Source organism: Owenweeksia hongkongensis DSM 17368 (assembly GCF_000236705.1).
Lineage (GTDB): Bacteria > Bacteroidota > Bacteroidia > Flavobacteriales > Schleiferiaceae > Owenweeksia > Owenweeksia hongkongensis.
Genome location: NC_016599.1, coordinates 3,282,165 through 3,301,089, shown reverse-complemented (window position 1 = coordinate 3,301,089; position 18,925 = coordinate 3,282,165). Strand labels below are relative to the sequence as shown.

The window sequence follows — 18,925 nt, the reverse complement described above, 5'->3', positions numbered from 1 at the left end:
AACATTCCTTTTGAATTTAACCTCATCAATTCAAGAGAAAATTGACCAAAGCATAATTTTTTTGAAAAACTCCGTTGCCGCTACAAAAACAAGCCATAGTCAGCGTTTTAAACTCCAGATAGGGATATACTGAGCAATTATTGTTTAACCATATCCGCCTAAGTGCTTGACAAATACTTCTTACCTATACTTTAATTGTCTAAATCGATGGAACGGAAATTCCGCGAAGGTTACGATAGAGGTTTAAGGCGTAGTTATCGGTCATGGCCGAAACATAATCGAGGATGCACATTACCTTTTCATAATCACTATCCTCTTCATTAAACTGATTTTGATAAGGCATCAAATTCAGAAGCTTTTTGTGACGCTTTTGTCTTTCGCCTTTTGGCAAAAGCGCAGCTTCCACCAAATCTTCAATAAGGCCAGACATAATTCTAAAACCGGCCAACTCAATTTTTACCACACTATCGTGATTGTATATTTTTTCAACCGATACCTTTTGGATGTGTGCCAGCACCTCTTCAAGCCCTTTAATGCCGTCAATCAATGAACCTTTAAATTCACCTTTTAAGATTTCATTGGCATTAGCCATAAACACCTCCACACACTCTTGTACCAAAAAGTTGATGGACTTAGCGCGCAGGTAAGCCACAGCTTCATTTGGGTCTAAGGCCAAATGCTCCAGATTGGAAGCCACACGCGCCATATTTTCCGTAGGATTCTTTTCAAGCAAGCCCATAAAGGCTTCTTTCACCTGCTCAAAACTGAGAATCCCTAAACGGTGAGCATCTTCAAAATCAATGATGCTATAGCAAATATCATCGGCAGCTTCTACCAAATATACAAAGGGGTGGCGATAATAAGATAGCGGATTATCCTCGTCTTTACGCAAATGTAACTTTGCCGCAATATCTTCAAATGTGGCTTTATCATCCTGAAAAAAGCCGTACTTACTTCTGTGCTTTGGCCCTTTTTTTATAATGCCCAATGATTCACATGGATACTTAAGTATGCTGGCCAATGTGGGATAAGTCAAACGATAACCGCCCTCTAGCCTTCCCTTAAACTGGCGAGTAAGTACGCGAAGAGCGTTAGCGTTTCCTTCAAAGGTTACCAAGTCTTGCCATTCGCTGTTGCTAAATTTATTCCTAAAATCTGCCCGCGAACCATTATCAATAAAATACTTGGAAATAGCCTCCTCGCCAGAATGACCAAATGCCGGGTTTCCTAAATCATGCGCCAGGCAGGCTGCGGAAACTACATTCTTCAATTGGTTTTGATAAAAATCTACTGACTGCTCATGGTCTTTTATTTCAGGCATGGCTGCCAACTTTTGCCCCACCATCATCCCCAAAGAACGACCAACGCTTACTACTTCCAGAGAGTGGGTCAATCTATTGTGCACAAACACGTGCTCGGGCAAAGGAAAAACCTGAGTCTTGTTCTGCAATCTTCTAAAAGCTGAGGAAAATATAATACGGTCATAATCGCGCTCAAAAGCCGAACGGATGTGCTCCGTTTCAGGTTCCATTCCAAATCTATCAGAAGTGTAGCAGTTTTGCCAGGTCATTTGCATAGCCAGAAGAATTTGCCGCAAAGAAAGTACATCAAGCTGACATGACTAATACACCAATCCATAGAGCCTAACTTTTTAGTTTAAGGAATTTTGACCAAATTGCCGGTAGATAAACACTTACCTTTCGTTTACAAATGCTTAATAAGCACTTACAAACGGAAGGTGCTTATATAACCTAGTTGTGCGTTATTTCAAACACCAGACATTTGATGAACGATAAATATTTATTATTTCTTTTAATCTCGACTCTACTTTGGAGTTGTAACTCAACTGAGGTTAGAGATTTGAATAATGAGACAGTAAAATATTCTGATCTTCCTCAAGATGTCAAAAATGTGGTATTCGAACCTTATTACTCTGATCCGAATGATCCAGATAGGTCTACTTTTTTTATTGATTTAAATAATCCAACTCGATACACTGAAGTTTCAAAACAATCCTTTCTACCATGGATTTATGATTCGGAATTACATAGAATAGATGATGGCAAAGTTTTCAAACTCAACTTCAGCGATGAACATGGATATAAGATAGTAGTATTAGAAGATTTCTTATTTATTCCTCAACACTCGAGTATTTGGAAACATGACAGTTCAAGCTATACGTTCTCTAAATTTAACTTGAAGAAAAATTAAAAAAAACAATGCACAATCGAGGTACTGTCTTAAAAAGCAAGTAATTTTTTAAATCTATTGATTAAATTTATAATAGCGAAAAGAGGACTTCAGGCGATTCGTTGTACGGAAGTTCATCTAGTGTAGCTCTGGTTCTTTCCAGAGCTATTTTTTTAGTGTCTCCTTTAGAGACAAGCGAAAAAAGGAGCTTTGACTCTTCATTATCGGAAATATTCTTAATATGGTAAGTTGGATCATACGCTTGGTCTTTTTTCCATAACGCCCAGATTAGTATTAAAAGTTTTCTTTGCACAGCTACATAGGCTTGCATCTTTGTTTTGCCTCTTTCAGTCAACCGCTTATACAAAGCAGCTAAAGGAGTAACCTGACAGCGCACTACCCCGAATGCAGGTAAGTGCATCGCTCTTCGAATATGAGCATTACCCTTTTTAGACATTTTTGTCTTGCCCGAATACTTTCCAGATTGGTTATGAACAATATCATATCCTGAATAGCTAACCAACTGCCCTTGATTTTCAAAAGTTTCAAAACCGTTTGTCTCTGCAAGTAATACGGCTATCGTTCTAACCCCAACACCTGGTATGGTAATTATTTTCTCAACCTTGGGTCTGAGCTTTGCATCCTCCATCAGGAGTTTTTCAATCGACTTATTTATACTGACTATCCCCTTATCGAGTTCTTTAAGCAACTTTTTGAAGTTCTTTTCAACTTCTTTTACTGAGTAGGCACTATGGCTTAATGCATGAAGCTGATTCAAAATCACAGTCCTTTGCTCGTTAAAATCCTCCAGTTGGCGAGTCAATAGTCTCAACCGATAAAAGTCTTTTGACAAGGGCTGCCACAGTGGTATTCTTTGCTCTAGTCCCATACGAGAAAGCCCCGTTGCATCAATTTTATCATTCTTGCTTTTATTACCAATGGCTTGGAAGTATCTTTTCGCCTTAGTCGGTAGTATTACAGATACAGCGTATTTCCTTTCATAAAGAAACCATGCAAACTGCTCATAATATACCCCAGTCGCTTCCAATAGAATCGTAGGTTCAAAACCTTCAATACTCTTGTCATCAATCCATTTAATAAAATCCTTAAAACCGTGGAGTTTGTTAGAAAACTTTCTTGATGCCTTCACCTTAACTTGTCGTTTTAAATCCATTGTGGAAAAGACAACGTCCAAAGTATCTTTAGAAACATCAACACCCACATTTTGACTCGATAATCTTGTACACTCTTCCATGAAACGAATATTTTAAGTTAATAAAAAATCATCCATCGCCTTTACTCACAACTGATACAAGGTCTAGTTAAAAACCAGCCTTTAGGTACTGTTCTGGCTTAAGATGAAAGGAAGAAAAGGGCTTTCTCGATTACAACATCTGTGTGTTTAGTAGACGGCTTATTCCTTTCCTTCCTAAACTGTATTACTAAAAATACAAACCATGATTTAGAATTTCTTAGTTGAATATCAAAGATATGAGTAGACGGCTCCGCCCCTAAATAGGAGCGGAGTACGCCTCTCACACCACTGTACCCTTCGTCAAGCTCAGGACAGGCCAAGCGGGTCTTCCCGTAACAAGTACGGGACAAGCTGTATACAACGCCTGATTCATCATCCCAAGGCTCTTTTCACCCTTGGGGCTATCCGACCCCAGCGCATCAGGGACTTGCACCCCTTTGGGATACACACCATACACAAACCTTTAACCACAACCTAAAAACCACCACCATGGCAAAAACCACAAGAAGAAAATTTATTATTGGAACTTTATCGGCACTTGGCCTTATCGGATTAAGTGGCTGGCTAGGAAAGCGCGAAATTTTGACTTGGATTGTACGCCAGGATAATGATGGCGAACCAAAAATGTCTTTAACACCCAATATTGATGATGAGATATGTGTTTTGTCATCACCCATTTCAGAAGGGCCATATTACCTGAAATCCCCCTTTCGAACGGATATACGTGAAAGTAGAAGAGGGAAAACTTTAAATCTTAAATTTCAAATAGTTGACTACCCAAGCTGCAGCCCTATTGAAAATGCTGTGATAGAAATTTGGCAATGTGATGCTGATGGCAACTACAGTGGATATAAAGAAGGAATAGGTCATGATATTTGGGAGTCTGCCAAGCAATTAGAGTTTGGCAAAAAGCAACATATTGAGCCAAGCAACGAATCTACCTACCTGCGCGGTTATCAAAAAACTGATATAAATGGAAATGCAGAATTTACCACTATAGTTCCAGGTTGGTATGACCCAAGAGTCCCTCACATTCATTACAAAGTGATTTTAAATAACAAGGAACATTTAACCAGTGAATTGTATTTCGAAGAAAACTTTTACAATGAATTATTTACTTCTGTGGAACCTTATACTCAATATGGAAAATCGCCTTACGATTTTAGGAATGACAAGTCTTTAGCGAATGTAAAAGAAGGAACTGGACTGATATTAAATCCAGAAAAGAAATCAGACAACACAGTTCTTGCAACAGCAAAAATTGGAATTAAACTGACTTAAAAAAAATACTGTTGTCGATTATGACTAAAAGTAATTGCTTATTCTTCCCTATTTCTAAAAATCATTGGGGATATTCAGTTTGGTGTGTACTTGCAAAGTTTAATTCCAACCCTCGCAACTACTAAGAGCTAAGACCGCTGTGTTTATTTATTTTAATACTGATGAAAAACAATACTTGCAAAAATTGTAAAAAACGTTTTGAAGGCAACTATTGTGCAAACTGTGGGCAAGCTGCTAGCGCCAATAACCGTTTGAAGTTTACTACCATTTTTAAAGAATTCTTTGACAACACCTTCAATATTCATAAGGGATTCTTTTTTACTTTTTGGAAACTGTTTGTAAAACCGAGCGAAGTTGCTTTGTCATACATCCAAGGCTCTCGAAAAAAATACACAAACCCAACGCGCTATTTAGTAATTGCTCTAGCTATACTAGGGTTTTTACAGTTTTGGGCCAACACCCAAGAAGCCGTAAGCTCTGAAGATTTTCAAGGGTTTATATTTCTTCCAGAAGAATTAAATAGAAGCATGTCATTATGGGATTTAAAATTAATCACAGAATGGACCCTGCTGGGCAACTTATTGGAAGCACTGGTTTTTCCAATTGGGTTTTATTGGTTATTTAGACAATTGAATTATAATTACTCGGAATTACTAACCCTTAGTTTTTATCTGATATCCAATTCTATTTTTATAACCATACTTCTTGTAGGAATTCCAAAAGCTTTAACCAATGCCTACGCGCCAGTTTTATTTGTTGTTAGCGTTATTATGGTGTATTATATATATGCTCTCACATCCTTCTACAAAGCGGTACCCATAGTAAAAAGAATGATTTTTATACTCTTTGGTTTAGCCATATTTTTCTTGATACGATTTTTAATCATTCCCTTTATACTTGCCCTACTTTTTCCATTAAGCACCCCCTAGATGATAAAAGCCATAGGTAGCTGCACAACCACTGCCAAAATGAAGACCATTACAACTTACATATTCATAAAATGACATCAACAACCCCCCAGCCACAAGAACCGCAAAACGAACCTCTACGCTTTAATTGGAGAAAAAATGGATTTGAGTTTTTGTCCATTTTCATTGCTGTGATTTCTGCCTTTGCCCTGAATAACTGGAACGAAAACCGCAGAGATGCTCACTCAGAAAACAAAATTCTTACGGAAATCTATAATGGTTTGGAAAAAGACCTGGAAGACATCAAACTAAATGTAGGCGGACACAAATTAGGGATTGCAGGGTGTAACTATTTTAAAAAGGTATTCACGGGTAAGGAAGTAAATACGGACTCCGTTATGTTTCACTATCACTACCTCACCAGAGATTTTATCTCTATCCAAAATGTGGCAGGCTACGAAACTTTAAAATCTAAAGGCCTTGAGTTGGTTGAAAATGATTCGCTTCGCCTAAAAATAATTGGGCTTTATGAGTACGATTACAACATACTACGAAAGCTGGAGGAAGAGTACCATGAAATGCAGTTTCAGAAGAACTACTTTAAGGAACTCAATAATATTTTGGCGCCCCATTTCAATTTTGACAGTACAGGGGCAGCCTCCGGAATAGAGCTACCTTTGTATATGGATGATATCCAAAAAAAGAAGTCTTTGCTTTATCTCTGGAAAATTCAAAACAACAGAGATTTCATTCTTACATACTACTTACAAATTGAGAAGAGCATAAATGAGGTAAGAAATCAAATTCAAAAGGAAATAAACGGGTAACAAATCTGTACTCCTTCCTTCCCCTCTGAGGGAAATTCAAATACTAGACTTGCTTTCCCCATTTCCCCAAGTCATTTAGGGTGTTCCCCTACTTTTCCAAGCTTTCAATTTCGGCTGTAGCTATTGTGTTTACTCGAAAACTGAAATGCAACTAAGGGAATCACCCTAAAAATTTACCTCACATACACGATTGTCTCTGTAATCTGTAAAATGAAAATTTGTAAGCTCATTTTTTAACCTTAAGGAATATCCCTTAAGGCAAACCAATTACAAAATCCAGTTTACAGTATGAAAAAACTTACGCTCTTATTTATTTTCATGGCAATGCTCACTTCGGTGGCATGGTCACAATCCAAAGTATTTGTGGGAGATACCGCAGGTTCTTCTCTTCACCAATACGGACCAATCTACAGATCGTCAAGCACTTCATCCTACAACTACAGTATGTATGGATACATTTATGAAGCCAGCGATTTGCTTTTGCCATCAGGTACGGCAATCAACAAAATAGCCTTCAAAAAGGCTACGGCCAACACCCTTACTGGTGGCGTATGTGCTGTAACTATACGAATGAAAAACTCAAGCGCCACCACTTTTGGCGGACAGCAGACCTATGCCACTTTAACTTCCAGCACTTATACCACGGTGTACGCAAGTGTTACGGACAGTTTTACAAGTGGTGCTGATACCTGGCACGAGTGGACTCTATCGTCACCTTTTGTTTATACAGGAGGTAGTTTAGAGCTTTCTGTTGACTTTGCCAGAAATGGCGCCCCCAGCGATGGTAGAATTGAGTGGTATTATGAAAGTGCTGTAGGCAAAGGAGTGGGTATGGCCGCTCCTGCAGCTCCAACTAATATTGCTATTACTTCTTCCTCATATGACGACAACAGACCTTCTACAAGATTTGACGTTTCCTATCCGGCTGGAACTTGTTTCAACCCTACTGGCTTGAATGTTTCTAACATTACCGCTACGAGTGCCGATGTTTCCTGGACTTCTGGAGGAGCAGCTAATTCGTTTGTAGAGTATGGCCCTGCTGGTTTTACCCTTGGCAGCGGAACCACAATGTACGTTTCTTCAACTTCTGCAGCTCTTACCAATTTGCTGGCAAGTACAGATTATGATGTGTATGTAAAAGATAGTTGTGCTACAAACAGTAGCTTTTTTATAGGGCCAGTATCATTTTCTACGCCTTGCGCGCTTCAGCTAAATGGGGTCTTTACCATTGATGGAAGTATGCCTACAGCGGGAACCAATTTCCAGTCATTCTCTGACTTTGAAAGCCATATCCATAATTGTGGAATTACCGGTCCGGTTACTATAAATATTGCTTCAGGCACCTATACAGATCAACTTCACCTGAAAGATATAGTGGGCATTTCAAGCACTAATACCATTACGTTTAATGGCTCGGGTAGCGATTCTTTAATTTGGGATGGCACCGGAGAGCAAGGCACTATAATTTTAGAAAACACGCCTTATGTTACTTTAAACAATATGTATATCGCCAACCAGGCAAGTTCTGAAGCTTGGGGTATTTTGCTGATGGATAAGTCTGATCATGTTACCATTACCAATTGTATCGTTGTCATGGATTCTACATCTGGTGTATCTGATATTTCCGCAATTCTTGTTTCTAGCAGCTATGACAATGACCAAAGCGAAGGTGCAGATATTGACTACGTTACTATAGACAACAACACTATTATCGGTGGTTACTATACCATGAACTTTGAAGGAAGATCTACAGGAAATCCTTCTCGCCATTACTTTATCACAAATAATAACATCAGAAAAGCCTCTAATTCATCCGTACGTGTGGATGAATTGGAAGATTTTGTTTTTACCGGCAACACAATTACAACATATGTAAGCAGTGGCTCAGATGGACTGTACCTACAAGATATCAACGATTATGTAATAGAGGATAACATCATCAAAGTTTCAGACTACGGTCTTTACTTAAATGATGGAAATGACGGAGTGAGCACTACTTCAAATTCGCGTATTGTAAACAACATGATTTTAAGTACCGCTGATGATGGTCTTTACATGAACGATTTTGAAAATACCGATGTTTTCCACAACACTGTTGAGGGTAAACCTGCGACCCGTATTAGAGATCAAATAAATCTTGATTTACGAAACAACATTTTTGTTTCTTATGGCAACTCTGCTGTGTATGCCCAAAGCGGGTTTGATGCTACAGATGTAGTTGATTACAATGTTTACTATAGCACAGGCACAGACGTTTTTGACATTGGATCGAGTACCTATTCAACTTTATCAACCTGGCAAACTGCCGAGCCGACACGTAACGTAAACTCACTTTACGGAGACCCTGTGTTTGCAGCTAGTGATGATTTGCACATTACAGGAACTTTGGCTCAAGGAGCCGGTGATCCTACCGTGGGTATTATCACTGATATTGATGGCGAATTAAGAAGCTCAACCACACCGGATATTGGCGCTGATGAAAGTGTTGCCGCTATATGTTTGGATCCAATCAATCAGATTGCACTAAATATTCAAATCACTTCTGCCGAAATCAGGTGGTCAGTTGCAAGCTCTGTATCACTTAGTACTACTATAGAGTATGGCGTTAGTGGATTTACACCAGGCACAGGAACTACTATAAATGTAGCCGCTCCGGACACATTTATTGTTTTGACAAACCTACAGCCTCACACCACCTATGATTACTATGTGAAAACAAATTGTACCCCAGCCACACCAAGCGCTGGAGCTACCGCATTTTCGTTTACCACCTTAGCTCCCCCATGTGTAGTACCAACAGCCTTAGGAGCTTATAATATCTCAGCTGTTTCTGCTGATGTGTATTGGACAACCGGTGGCGCATCTAACTGGGATATAGAGTACGGTGTTACCGGATTTACCATGGGAGCAGGAACACCAATGAGTGTTTTGAATGATACCGTAGCACTTTCAAGCTTAACTGCTGGAACCACTTATGATTTCTATGTAAGAGACAGCTGTTTAGTTGGTAATTCAAGCGCATGGGTTGGGCCATTTACATTTAGCACCTTAGCTCCTTGTGTAACTCCTACAGCTTTGGGTGCCACAAACATTACCACAACCGCTGCTGATATTTACTGGACAACCGGTGGCGCATCTAACTGGGATATAGAGTACGGTGTTACAGGGTTTACAATGGGAGCGGGAACTCCAATGAGTGTTTTGAATGATACCGTGGCACTTTCTAGCCTGACTGCTGGAACAACTTATGATTTCTATGTAAGAGATAGCTGCTTAGTAGGTCACTCAAGCGCATGGGTTGGACCATTTACTTTTAGCACTTTAGCTCCGTGTGTAGCTCCTACAGCTTTGGGTGCAACAAACATCACCACCACCGATGCTGATATTTACTGGACAACGGGTGGTTCATCTAACTGGGATATTGAGTACGGTGTTACAGGGTTTACAATGGGAGCAGGAACAGCAATGAATGTTTTGAATGATACCGTTGCTCTTTCTAACCTAACTGCCGGAACAACTTATGATTTCTATGTAAGAGACAGCTGCTTAGTAGGTCACTCAAGCGCATGGGTTGGACCATTTACTTTTAGCACTTTAGCTCCGTGTGTAGCTCCTACAGCTTTGGGTGCAACAAACATCACCACCACCGATGCTGATATTTACTGGACAACGGGTGGTTCATCTAACTGGGATATTGAGTACGGTGTTACAGGGTTTACAATGGGAGCAGGAACAGCAATGAGTGTTTTGAATGATACCGTAGCTCTTTCTAGCTTAACTGCCGGAACAACCTATGATTTCTATGTAAGAGACAGCTGTTTAGTAGGTCATTCAAGCGCATGGGTTGGACCATTTACTTTTAGCACTTTAGCTCCTTGTGTAACTCCTACAGCTTTGGGTGCAACAAACATTACCACTACCGATGCTGATATTTACTGGACAACTGGTGGCGCATCTAACTGGGATATTGAGTACGGTGTTACCGGGTTTACCATGGGAGCAGGAACCCCAATGAGTGTTTTGAATGATACTCTTGCTCTTTCTAGCCTAACTGCCGGAACAACTTATGATTTCTATGTGAGAGACAGCTGTTTAACAGGGCACTCAAGTGCGTGGGTTGGACCATTTACATTTACTACACTTACTCCATGTGCTGATCCAACAGCTTTGTCTGCCGCAGTTACTTGTACAGATGCAACTTTAAGTTGGGTTTCTGAGGCGGGCGCAACAAGCACCATTCAGTGGGGAGTTTCAGGTTTTACACCTTCTGCAGGAACCAACATTTTGAATGCTGTTTCACCTTATAACCTTACGGGATTAACTGAAGGCGTAAGCTATGACTTCTATGTATTGGATACCTGTACAAATGGCCTAGCTTCTGCTTGGGTGGGACCGATTACATTTACCACAGACAGTCTGCCAAAAATTGCAATTAGCGCAACTATGGTAAGCTCTGGGTCACTTGTTAATTATGATTTTGATGTGACTTCTGGCGCGGCCGGAACAACTTCAATTGACTGGGACTTTGGAGATGGAAATACAGGTACCGGTGCAAACGCAAATCATGACTATACTGCTAATGGAACTTATACCGTAGTATGCGTTGCCGCAAATGCTTGCGGGGTAGATTCAGCAACAACAGTGGTAACGGTACAAGGTATAGGCATGGATGAACTTGCTTTTGGAAACCTTAATGTTTTCCCTAATCCGTCCTCAGGGCAATTAACAGTAGATGGTTTAAACCCAAACTTCAGCAACCTAAGCATTAACGTGGTAAACACACTTGGTCAAGTTGTGCTTACTCCAGCGGTATATGCAGGGCAAACCAATGTTAACCTTGACTTGGAACACTTAAGTAATGGAGTATACCATGTAATGATTTCTACAAATGAGGGAACTTATTCAGTTAAGGTTATTCTTCAGAACTGATAAATTTTAACTAGTTTATTATCAACAATGAGGGCTTGTGATTTTTTTCACAGGCCCTTTTTTATTGTTTCGTAGTTTCGAGGGCTTTCACATAAACCACATTATGAAACAGTTCATTTATCTTTTTTTGATTTTTTCACCCGTTCTACTTATTGCTCAGGAGGTGAGTGACTCTTCCAATTTTAAATTGGGAATTTTTGCTGGCTATTATATCTCGGGGGATGCTACTGCAAAATATTACAATGGGCGTGACAATAATCGCCTGCTGAATTTTATAAACCTTCCTGAAGTTGAAAATCTAATCAAGGAATCGCTAGATGGATACAATTTTGAACTAGCTGAATATGCGCAAGACATGCGCTACAACAATGCTGTATCCTTTGAATTACAGGCCAGCTATCTTTTCGGAAATAATTGGAATATTTCGCTACGATTTCATTCAGCAAATTTGGAAGCAGCTGGCATTTTCACCCTGCGCGTAGATCGCACTAATCAGGGAAACCCAAACACGCTTGATCCTTATTTAGAGGAAGCTAAAATCAGTGGCAAGGAATCTCGTTCTCACATCGACCTGGGTCTGGGAAAAGAGTTTGTATTTGAAAATAATCTCTTCATTCTAACCGAAGCAGGCTTTGACCTAAACTTTGTGAAGGTGAAGGAAAATAAAATGCAAATCGCAGGGCGGACCTATTCACTCCCGCTTTACACCAATGTTTTAAACCAACAAGCTTCACCCACCACCACCATAGGCACCGGGGTTTATTTGACAGCTGGTGCGGGCTTCAGGTTTTCTAATGGAATGGATTTTCTACTCAAGACCACATACATGAATACCAAAATCAATGTGAATGATGTAGTAGTGGATAGGTTGAATATTTTCATTCCATCGGTAGGTTTCAGCAAAATGTTTTGAAATAACACCAGTGTTTTATACCCCCTTTTCCTAAACACTCTTTTCAATCTTCTTATACTGAAATGGCGTTAATACCCCTAGTCAACTCAAGATACCTACTTACACTCCAGCGATTAGTTCAGTTATAAAGCTTGTATCACCATGGGCTGTTTACTAAAAGTCATTGAAATTATTGCACGCCCTTGTCATTACAGCGACAACTAAGCAACATCATAGAATGTATATTTACAACCAATTTACAACAACTATCTACTCCGCAATGACTTCAATAAAACATGGACAATAAGATTTCGGTAATCATACCGACCTACAACGAAGGAGATCACATTGCAAATCTCATTTCAGAGATAAAGCGACATTCCGTAGGCTTGGACTGTGAGATCATAGTAGCCGATGGAGGAAGCATTGACGAAACTGCTGAATCCGTTTTAACTACCACTGCTACTTTGGTAAGAAGCTCCCAAAAAGGAAGAGGAGCTCAACTCAATGCTGGTGCAGAAAAGGCAACTGGCAACATTCTCTTTTTTTTGCATGCCGATAGTCAGCCTCCAGAAAGATTTCTTTATGATGTTTTAGAAGCAGTGAAATCCGGACACAATGCGGGATGCTTCAGATTAAAGTTTGATAGCAATCATTGGTTTCTGAAGGTGAATGCTTGGTTTACCCGTTTTAATGTAAATGCTGTTCGTTTTGGTGACCAAGGATTATTTGTAACCCGAGAACTATTTGACCAAACGGGCGGCTACCGTAATGACTATATTTTGCTGGAAGACCAGGAAATGGTAATCCGGTTAAAAAAATTTGGCGCCCGATTCAAAGTTTTGAAGAAATCCATGACTACCTCAGCCAGGAAATACCTGGAAAACGGAGTCATTTCTCTCCAACTAAATTTTTTCATCATTTGGTGGAATTACTATCTAGGGAAGTCTCAAGCAGAACTGGTGAAAATCTATAAAAAGAGAATTTTGGACACAAAGATTCAAGAAGAAGATGCCACACCCAAAGAAGCGCTTGCCAAACCTTAAAAACTCAAGCATGTACTGACAATCCTTTTTATAACTGCTCTCGTACGTATTATCAGTTATCAACCGGTACATCAAACAAATTACAATGAAAAAGAAAACGATCTGGATTGTCATCATTCTACTCATACTGGCCCTCGGTTTTTATGGCTGGAACCGCTACCAAAAATCACAAAACGAAGAGTACGGCACTTTTTTAATACCTCGACTGGAATACAGCGCCTTCGTGTTTAAGAGAATTGAACCGGAAGTGATAACCATGGACATGAAAATGCTCATTGATAACCCTACCCTTTTTGGATTCACCGTAGATAGTTTTACCTATGATTTTTACATAGCTGACCAAATGGTGTTTAGCAGCACTTATCCCGAAAAAATCGAACTCAAAGGTGGTGATAGTAGTTTTATAATGGTTCCTATCACCATGTACAATGATTCACTCACCTGGGTGCTTGACAGCCTAAAAAATGCTGGTATTGAAAACACCACCTACTCCGTGAAAGGAGACTTTTATGCCGATGTTCCCTTACTGAAAGAGCGCAAATTCAATTATAATCAAAGTTTTGAGGCCCCACTTTACAAGGTACCCGCAACAAAACTCAAAGACTGGGAATACCGAAAACTTGAAAATGGAGACGTCACCCTCGACTTCATCCTGACTATTGTAAACTTTAATGTATTCCCATACGATTTTAAAGACCTATCATATGAAATCAACCTTGGGAACGATAAGATGGTTTTTGATGGTGCTATAATGGGAGACGTAAATATCCCAAAAGAAGACAGTGTGGATTTGGTACTACCTGTAAATATTGACCTGAGCGAATTAGGAGGTGCCGCCTTGAATTTCATTTTTAAAGGTAGAGACCTAGAGTATGAGTTTTACTCAAAGCTCACCATTACTAATGAGAGCAATACGATAAGCGATAGCCCCATGGAACTTTATTCGAAAGGTACCCTTGGAACCATAATAGACCTAACAAAAGAATAAATCAACCAACCACATGAAAAGCAAATATGACATTATTGTAATCGGAAGCGGAAGTGGTGGCCTAGGCGTAGCCTTGGGGATGAAAACTTTTGGCTTTGATGTACTAATGGTAGAAAAGGATGGAAACAACATTGGTGGCGAATGCTTAAACAGCGGATGTGTTCCCAGCAAAGCACTGATTCACGTTGCTGAACTTTTTGCCAAAGGCCGCGAAGCTGCCAGTTATGGTTTGGGAGATGCTTCTGGTAAAGCTGACCTTCAAAAAGTTTGGGAGTATGTTCACGGCCGTCAGGATATGATTCGTGACCACGAGTCGTTAGAATATCTCCGAGAAAAGGAGGGCCTGGATATAGAGATTGGTTACGCCAAATTTTCCGGACGAAAAGAAATTGAAGTAAACGGTAAAAAGTTTAGCGCCAAAAAGATTTTGGTAGCCACTGGTTCGCGCCCAAGGATGATAAATGTGGACGGGATGGAAAAGGTGAACATTTACACCAATGAGAATCTCTTTCACATGAAAGAGCTACCCGAAAACATGCTGATAATTGGTGGTGGCCCCATAGGTATGGAAATGGGACAATCTTTTGCCAGACTTGGTTCTAAAGTTCGTGTGCTGGAAAAGCATAACCGCATAATGAGCAAGGAGCTTCCCGAAGTTTCTACTATAGTGCAAGAGCGGCTTGAAAAAGACGGTATAGATTTTTTCCTGGAGCACCAGCTGATAAATTTTCCTGAAGCCAATATGGCCTTGCTAAGGGACAAATCCGGAAACGAAAAGACCATTCAATGTGATGCGGTGCTGGTAGGAATTGGCCGCACCGTGAGCCACGAAGGGCTGGACATTGAGAAAGCAGGAATAAAACTCAAAGACAAAAAAGTAGAGATTGACGACAAGCTAAGGGCAAAGGACAATAAGAATATTGTTTTTGCCGGAGATGCTGCCGGTAATGTATTATTTAGCCATGGAGCTGAATTGCACACCACCGTTCTACTTACCAACTTTTTCACTCCCTCACCCTTTAAACAGAAGTTTAATCTTGACCATTTTAGCTGGTGTACCTTTACCGACCCTGAGGTTTGCACCTTCGGCTTAAGTGAGGATGAAATAAAAGACCGTGGCATTTCTTACGAAAGAATTGACCACAGCTTTGAATCAGATGACAGAGCAATAACTTCGGACTACCGCTACGGAAAACTAATACTCTTTCTAAAAAAGAACTGGCTCAATCCTAGAAATGGAAAAATTTTAGGAGGAACCGTAGTTGCCCCTAGTGCCGGAGAAATGGCTCAAGAGTTAATCATGGCTAACCAACAAGGACTGGGCGCAGGTGCAATTTTTAATAAAACTTATCCCTATCCAGTACAAACCAGAGTGCATAAGATGGCTCTTGTTGAGAAATTTTCATCCGGCATAAGCCCTACAATTAAGAAGCTTATGAAATTTCTTTATCATTAACCCTAAACTACACCGCTATTCACCATGAACCCTAAAGCTGATATTATTTCTTCACCACCCTCAAATGAAGTGTTTTCGAGCCTGCTTAAAAAGTATGTGAACGATGCAGGCTTTGTGGACTATAAAGGCTTTATCAGCGAAAAAGACGTTTTTGAAGAATACCTCGACTCATTAATCTCTACCTCGCCTGACGGAAGTTGGAGTAAAAATGAACAGATAGCTTACTGGATAAATGTCTACAATGCTTTTACGATTAAGCTGATAATAGACCACTACCCTTTGAAAAGCATTAAGGACATCGGCCCATACATTCAGATTCCACGGGTAAATACGCCTTGGCAAAAGAAGTTTATACAAATTGCCAACAAAACTTATAACCTCGACAAGATTGAGCACAACATATTAAGAAGTAAATTTAATGACCCCAGAATTCACTTTGCACTTGTCTGTGCTTCCATAAGTTGTCCCAAGCTTAGAAGTGAGGCTTATGAAGCAGATAAGCTTGATAAACAACTAAATGAGCAAGGGAGATTCTTTTTGGCCAACCAGAACAAGAATATCATTGAAGCTGATAAATTAAAGCTTTCCAAGTACTTTACCTGGTACAAAGCAGACTTTACGCAAGATGGCAGCCTCATTGACTATCTTAATCAATTTGCACCAATTAAGATAAACCGCGATGCTGACATCGAATATTTAGAGTATAATTGGGGTCTTAATGAGCAGTAATTGCGCCTATGCATTTAAGTATAGTTATACCTACATATAACGAAGTTGATAATATTGAGGAGACCATCCAGCATCTGCAGGAAGGTCTTAAAGATAAGCTCGGTGAAATCATTGTAAGCGATGGTGGAAGTGATGATTGCACATTAGAAAAAGCCCGGTCACTTGGCGTAGATACTTATTTATCTCCCGTAAAGGGACGAGCTGGGCAAATGAACTACGGAGTGAGCAAGGCTTCTGGTGATGTATTTTACTTTGTACACGCTGACAGCAGACCTCCTCTATCTTTTTATGATGATATAAAGGAAGCTCTGAATGAAAACTACAATTGTGGCGGCTTTCGCTTTAAGTTTGACAGCAACAGGCTTATACTTATCATCAATAATTTTTTGACTCATATCAACTGGATTTACTGCCGTGGTGGTGACCAGAGTATATTTTGCTCCAAAGAATTGTTTTATTCCGTTGGCAAATTCAGGGAGGATATGCTCATCATGGAAGATTATGATTTTTTGAAGAAAATCAGAACAAAGGGCAATTTCAGGTTGATCCCTAAATCCACTTTGGTATCAGCCAGAAAATACTACGCCAATAGCTGGCTAAGGGTGATGCGTGCCAATATAAAAGTGGTAAGCATGTATAGAAAAGGCGCTACCCAAGAAGAATTGCTGGAGACCTATCGCAAAATGCTCAGCTATAGAAAGAATGCTTTTTAACCCAGATTATGCAGTAGAACTTCGTGATGAGAATTGAAACTACAATAAAATCAGGTGTTTTACGGGTTTCAGCATAGCACAGCTATGGTAAAATCCGAAAACACAGCGAAGCGCTTGATTTTGCAGTAGATTCAAAACGCAATAGATTTTCTACTACATAATTTGGGTTTAGCGCCACTTTTGAGGCACATCTTCAAGATGGTCAACATCGGTAAGCGGCTTCAATAGTTTTATGCTAAAGCCAGCATTTGAAATATCCTTTACAGTTTCTTCCAGTACAGTTTCGGCACTCCAGGTTTTATTTTCAAAAATTGGACTAAAAAGCGTGTTCATCCCTAAAAGGTAATAACCACCATCGTTGGAAGGTCCTATTACAAAATCATTCGAGTTTAATTCCTTGAATGCATTTTCAATTAACTCTGAACTTATATCCGGGCAATCACTACCAATTATAATGGCCTTATCACAGCCTTCGCTGAACACAGTGGAGAAAGCATCTTTCATTTTTTCACCAAGACCTCCATCCAGCTGCAATCTCTTTTGAAAATCATCGGTACTCCATTCATCCTCAGCATTAATGTAATCGGCATAAAAGACGTAGCGCTCAGCATCAGTTTGTGTGCACACCTTTCTTGTGTGCTCAAGCAGTTTTATATAAATCTCCAAGGCGTATTCCTTTGAAGAATCTTTAGCCAAACGCGTTTTGCCTTTGCCCAGTTCAGGGTTACGAATAAAAGTGATAAGGGCTTGTTTCATGTAAAATCAGGGTCTGCCATTTTTCAGAATACTTGTGTCTTATCAGTAGCATCACGCTCTGGCACAGACTGGTCTTCATATACCCATCCGCGCTGTTTTGTAAATGGTAATATCAGAAGTCTCCAAAATTTATTGTCCGCTTTAGACCTATAAGCTGGCACACCAATGGTGATTTTTTCCTGTGGTATATTTAATCTCCTCGTGCTATGTATTCTATCCCAAACATTCAGCACTGTAGAATAATTGCTGTCGGTTTCATTTTTTACTACTGAGTGATGTATACCGTGCATCCTCGGTGTTACGATTAGTTTTACCATTAGGCCCTCCATCTTTTTAGGCAATCTAATATTGCTGTGATGAAAAAGAGTGGCTGCTTCAAATACAAGCTCGTATACCAATACCATCATTGGGCTTACGCCAAATAGTGAAATAACAATCAACCTATAAGGTATGGAAAACAATTGCTCACCAAAGTGGAAGCGAATAGCCGTAGAAATATCCATTTCCATGTCTGCATGGTGTACATTGTGAAAACGCCATAAAAATGGAACCAGGTGATTGATACGATGCCAATGATACATGGCATAATCCAATGCTAATAAACCAACAGGCCACGCTACCCATACTGGAAATTCAAACCAATTGAGAAGCCCAAAACCTTCCGCTTGGCATAGTGTTGCCATAAATAGAGTAGCTGGCAGCAAAAGTAGCCGGGCCGTAGGCAACCCTGTCACAGCTACCAGGCTATTGTTTATCCACCTAAACCATCGGCTCGTTTTCCATGGACGGAGTACAATTACAAACTCCAGAATGACCAGCAGGATAAATAGCCCCAGCAGAATGGGAAAGGCTACATTATCCATAAATGGGATTTCGATAAACTCAGAAAATTGTTTCACACAATTGAATTATATTGACAAAACTAAACATTTGACCACTGCACTTACGTAAATAC

The 18,925-nt window shown here is 39.9% G+C and carries 15 protein-coding genes; 11 read left to right on the top strand and 4 right to left on the bottom strand.

Going from position 1 to position 18,925, the window contains the following annotated elements; genetic code table 11:
* Window positions 1–199 precede the first annotated feature (199 nt).
* Window positions 200–1,570 carry a deoxyguanosinetriphosphate triphosphohydrolase gene (locus OWEHO_RS14485; RefSeq protein ID WP_041627649.1) on the bottom strand — a complete coding sequence of 457 codons (1,371 nt, stop codon included), beginning with the start codon at window positions 1,568–1,570 and terminating at the stop codon, window positions 200–202.
* A 215-nt stretch (window positions 1,571–1,785) separates the two neighbouring features.
* Here OWEHO_RS14485 and OWEHO_RS14480 point away from each other — a divergent pair, with 215 nt between their 5' ends.
* On the top strand, window positions 1,786–2,211 hold the full coding sequence (locus OWEHO_RS14480) for a hypothetical protein (protein WP_014203238.1): 426 nt from the start codon (window positions 1,786–1,788) through the stop codon (window positions 2,209–2,211).
* A 67-nt stretch (window positions 2,212–2,278) separates the two neighbouring features.
* Here the strand turns inward: OWEHO_RS14480 and OWEHO_RS14475 are convergent, their stop codons facing one another.
* Entirely contained in the window at window positions 2,279–3,445 is a 1,167-nt protein-coding gene (locus OWEHO_RS14475) for an IS110 family RNA-guided transposase (RefSeq protein ID WP_014203237.1), read from the bottom strand.
* Between the two features lie 489 nt (window positions 3,446–3,934).
* Here OWEHO_RS14475 and OWEHO_RS18030 point away from each other — a divergent pair, with 489 nt between their 5' ends.
* The 10 genes from OWEHO_RS18030 (at window position 3,935) to OWEHO_RS14425 (ending at window position 17,214) form a co-directional block, all read left to right on the top strand.
* The gene (locus OWEHO_RS18030; RefSeq protein ID WP_014203236.1) at window positions 3,935–4,726 is read left to right on the top strand and encodes a dioxygenase family protein; all 792 of its coding nucleotides are present in this window, start codon (window positions 3,935–3,937) and stop codon (window positions 4,724–4,726) included.
* 161 nt (window positions 4,727–4,887) lie between these two features.
* The gene (locus OWEHO_RS18025) at window positions 4,888–5,655 is read left to right on the top strand and encodes a DUF3667 domain-containing protein (RefSeq protein WP_014203235.1); all 768 of its coding nucleotides are present in this window, start codon (window positions 4,888–4,890) and stop codon (window positions 5,653–5,655) included.
* Window positions 5,656–5,726: 71 nt separating this feature from the next.
* Entirely contained in the window at window positions 5,727–6,461 is a 735-nt protein-coding gene (locus OWEHO_RS14460; protein WP_014203234.1) for a hypothetical protein, read from the top strand.
* 288 nt (window positions 6,462–6,749) lie between these two features.
* Window positions 6,750–11,390 (top strand): PKD domain-containing protein, encoded by a 4,641-nt coding sequence (locus tag OWEHO_RS14455; protein ID WP_014203233.1) that lies wholly within the window; start codon window positions 6,750–6,752, stop codon window positions 11,388–11,390.
* A 103-nt stretch (window positions 11,391–11,493) separates the two neighbouring features.
* A complete protein-coding gene (locus OWEHO_RS14450) occupies window positions 11,494–12,303 on the top strand; it encodes a hypothetical protein (RefSeq protein ID WP_143764617.1) in 810 nt (269 codons plus the stop codon).
* A gap of 275 nt (window positions 12,304–12,578) precedes the next feature.
* Window positions 12,579–13,328 (top strand): TIGR04283 family arsenosugar biosynthesis glycosyltransferase, encoded by a 750-nt coding sequence (locus tag OWEHO_RS14445; protein ID WP_014203231.1) that lies wholly within the window; start codon window positions 12,579–12,581, stop codon window positions 13,326–13,328.
* An 85-nt stretch (window positions 13,329–13,413) separates the two neighbouring features.
* Window positions 13,414–14,316 (top strand): NDR1/HIN1-like protein, encoded by a 903-nt coding sequence (locus OWEHO_RS14440; protein WP_014203230.1) that lies wholly within the window; start codon window positions 13,414–13,416, stop codon window positions 14,314–14,316.
* A gap of 13 nt (window positions 14,317–14,329) precedes the next feature.
* Window positions 14,330–15,772, top strand: coding sequence for a dihydrolipoyl dehydrogenase family protein (locus OWEHO_RS14435; RefSeq protein ID WP_014203229.1), 1,443 nt, complete (start codon window positions 14,330–14,332; stop codon window positions 15,770–15,772).
* Between the two features lie 24 nt (window positions 15,773–15,796).
* The gene (locus OWEHO_RS14430) at window positions 15,797–16,501 is read left to right on the top strand and encodes a DUF547 domain-containing protein (protein WP_014203228.1); all 705 of its coding nucleotides are present in this window, start codon (window positions 15,797–15,799) and stop codon (window positions 16,499–16,501) included.
* An 8-nt stretch (window positions 16,502–16,509) separates the two neighbouring features.
* A complete protein-coding gene (locus OWEHO_RS14425; protein WP_014203227.1) occupies window positions 16,510–17,214 on the top strand; it encodes a TIGR04283 family arsenosugar biosynthesis glycosyltransferase in 705 nt (234 codons plus the stop codon).
* Window positions 17,215–17,382: 168 nt separating this feature from the next.
* Here the strand turns inward: OWEHO_RS14425 and OWEHO_RS14420 are convergent, their stop codons facing one another.
* Entirely contained in the window at window positions 17,383–17,970 is a 588-nt protein-coding gene (locus OWEHO_RS14420) for a TIGR04282 family arsenosugar biosynthesis glycosyltransferase (RefSeq protein ID WP_014203226.1), read from the bottom strand.
* A gap of 23 nt (window positions 17,971–17,993) precedes the next feature.
* Window positions 17,994–18,869 carry a sterol desaturase family protein gene (locus OWEHO_RS14415; RefSeq protein WP_083828018.1) on the bottom strand — a complete coding sequence of 292 codons (876 nt, stop codon included), beginning with the start codon at window positions 18,867–18,869 and terminating at the stop codon, window positions 17,994–17,996.
* Window positions 18,870–18,925 lie beyond the last annotated feature (56 nt).

Bases quoted from the DNA above. Each gene is read 5' to 3' on its own strand.
- OWEHO_RS14480 (WP_014203238.1), top strand. From the start codon at position 1,786: ATGAACGATAAATATTTATTATTTCTTTTAATCTCGACTCTACTTTGG.
- OWEHO_RS14430 (WP_014203228.1), top strand. From the start codon at position 15,797: ATGAACCCTAAAGCTGATATTATTTCTTCACCACCCTCAAATGAAGTG.
- OWEHO_RS18030 (WP_014203236.1), top strand. From the start codon at position 3,935: ATGGCAAAAACCACAAGAAGAAAATTTATTATTGGAACTTTATCGGCA.
- OWEHO_RS14440 (WP_014203230.1), top strand. From the start codon at position 13,414: ATGAAAAAGAAAACGATCTGGATTGTCATCATTCTACTCATACTGGCC.
- OWEHO_RS14445 (WP_014203231.1), top strand. From the start codon at position 12,579: ATGGACAATAAGATTTCGGTAATCATACCGACCTACAACGAAGGAGAT.
- OWEHO_RS18025 (WP_014203235.1), top strand. From the start codon at position 4,888: ATGAAAAACAATACTTGCAAAAATTGTAAAAAACGTTTTGAAGGCAAC.
- OWEHO_RS14435 (WP_014203229.1), top strand. From the start codon at position 14,330: ATGAAAAGCAAATATGACATTATTGTAATCGGAAGCGGAAGTGGTGGC.
- OWEHO_RS14455 (WP_014203233.1), top strand. From the start codon at position 6,750: ATGAAAAAACTTACGCTCTTATTTATTTTCATGGCAATGCTCACTTCG.
- OWEHO_RS14460 (WP_014203234.1), top strand. From the start codon at position 5,727: ATGACATCAACAACCCCCCAGCCACAAGAACCGCAAAACGAACCTCTA.
- OWEHO_RS14475 (WP_014203237.1), bottom strand. From the start codon at position 3,445: ATGGAAGAGTGTACAAGATTATCGAGTCAAAATGTGGGTGTTGATGTT.
- OWEHO_RS14450 (WP_143764617.1), top strand. From the start codon at position 11,494: ATGAAACAGTTCATTTATCTTTTTTTGATTTTTTCACCCGTTCTACTT.
- OWEHO_RS14425 (WP_014203227.1), top strand. From the start codon at position 16,510: ATGCATTTAAGTATAGTTATACCTACATATAACGAAGTTGATAATATT.
- OWEHO_RS14420 (WP_014203226.1), bottom strand. From the start codon at position 17,970: ATGAAACAAGCCCTTATCACTTTTATTCGTAACCCTGAACTGGGCAAA.
- OWEHO_RS14485 (WP_041627649.1), bottom strand. From the start codon at position 1,570: ATGACCTGGCAAAACTGCTACACTTCTGATAGATTTGGAATGGAACCT.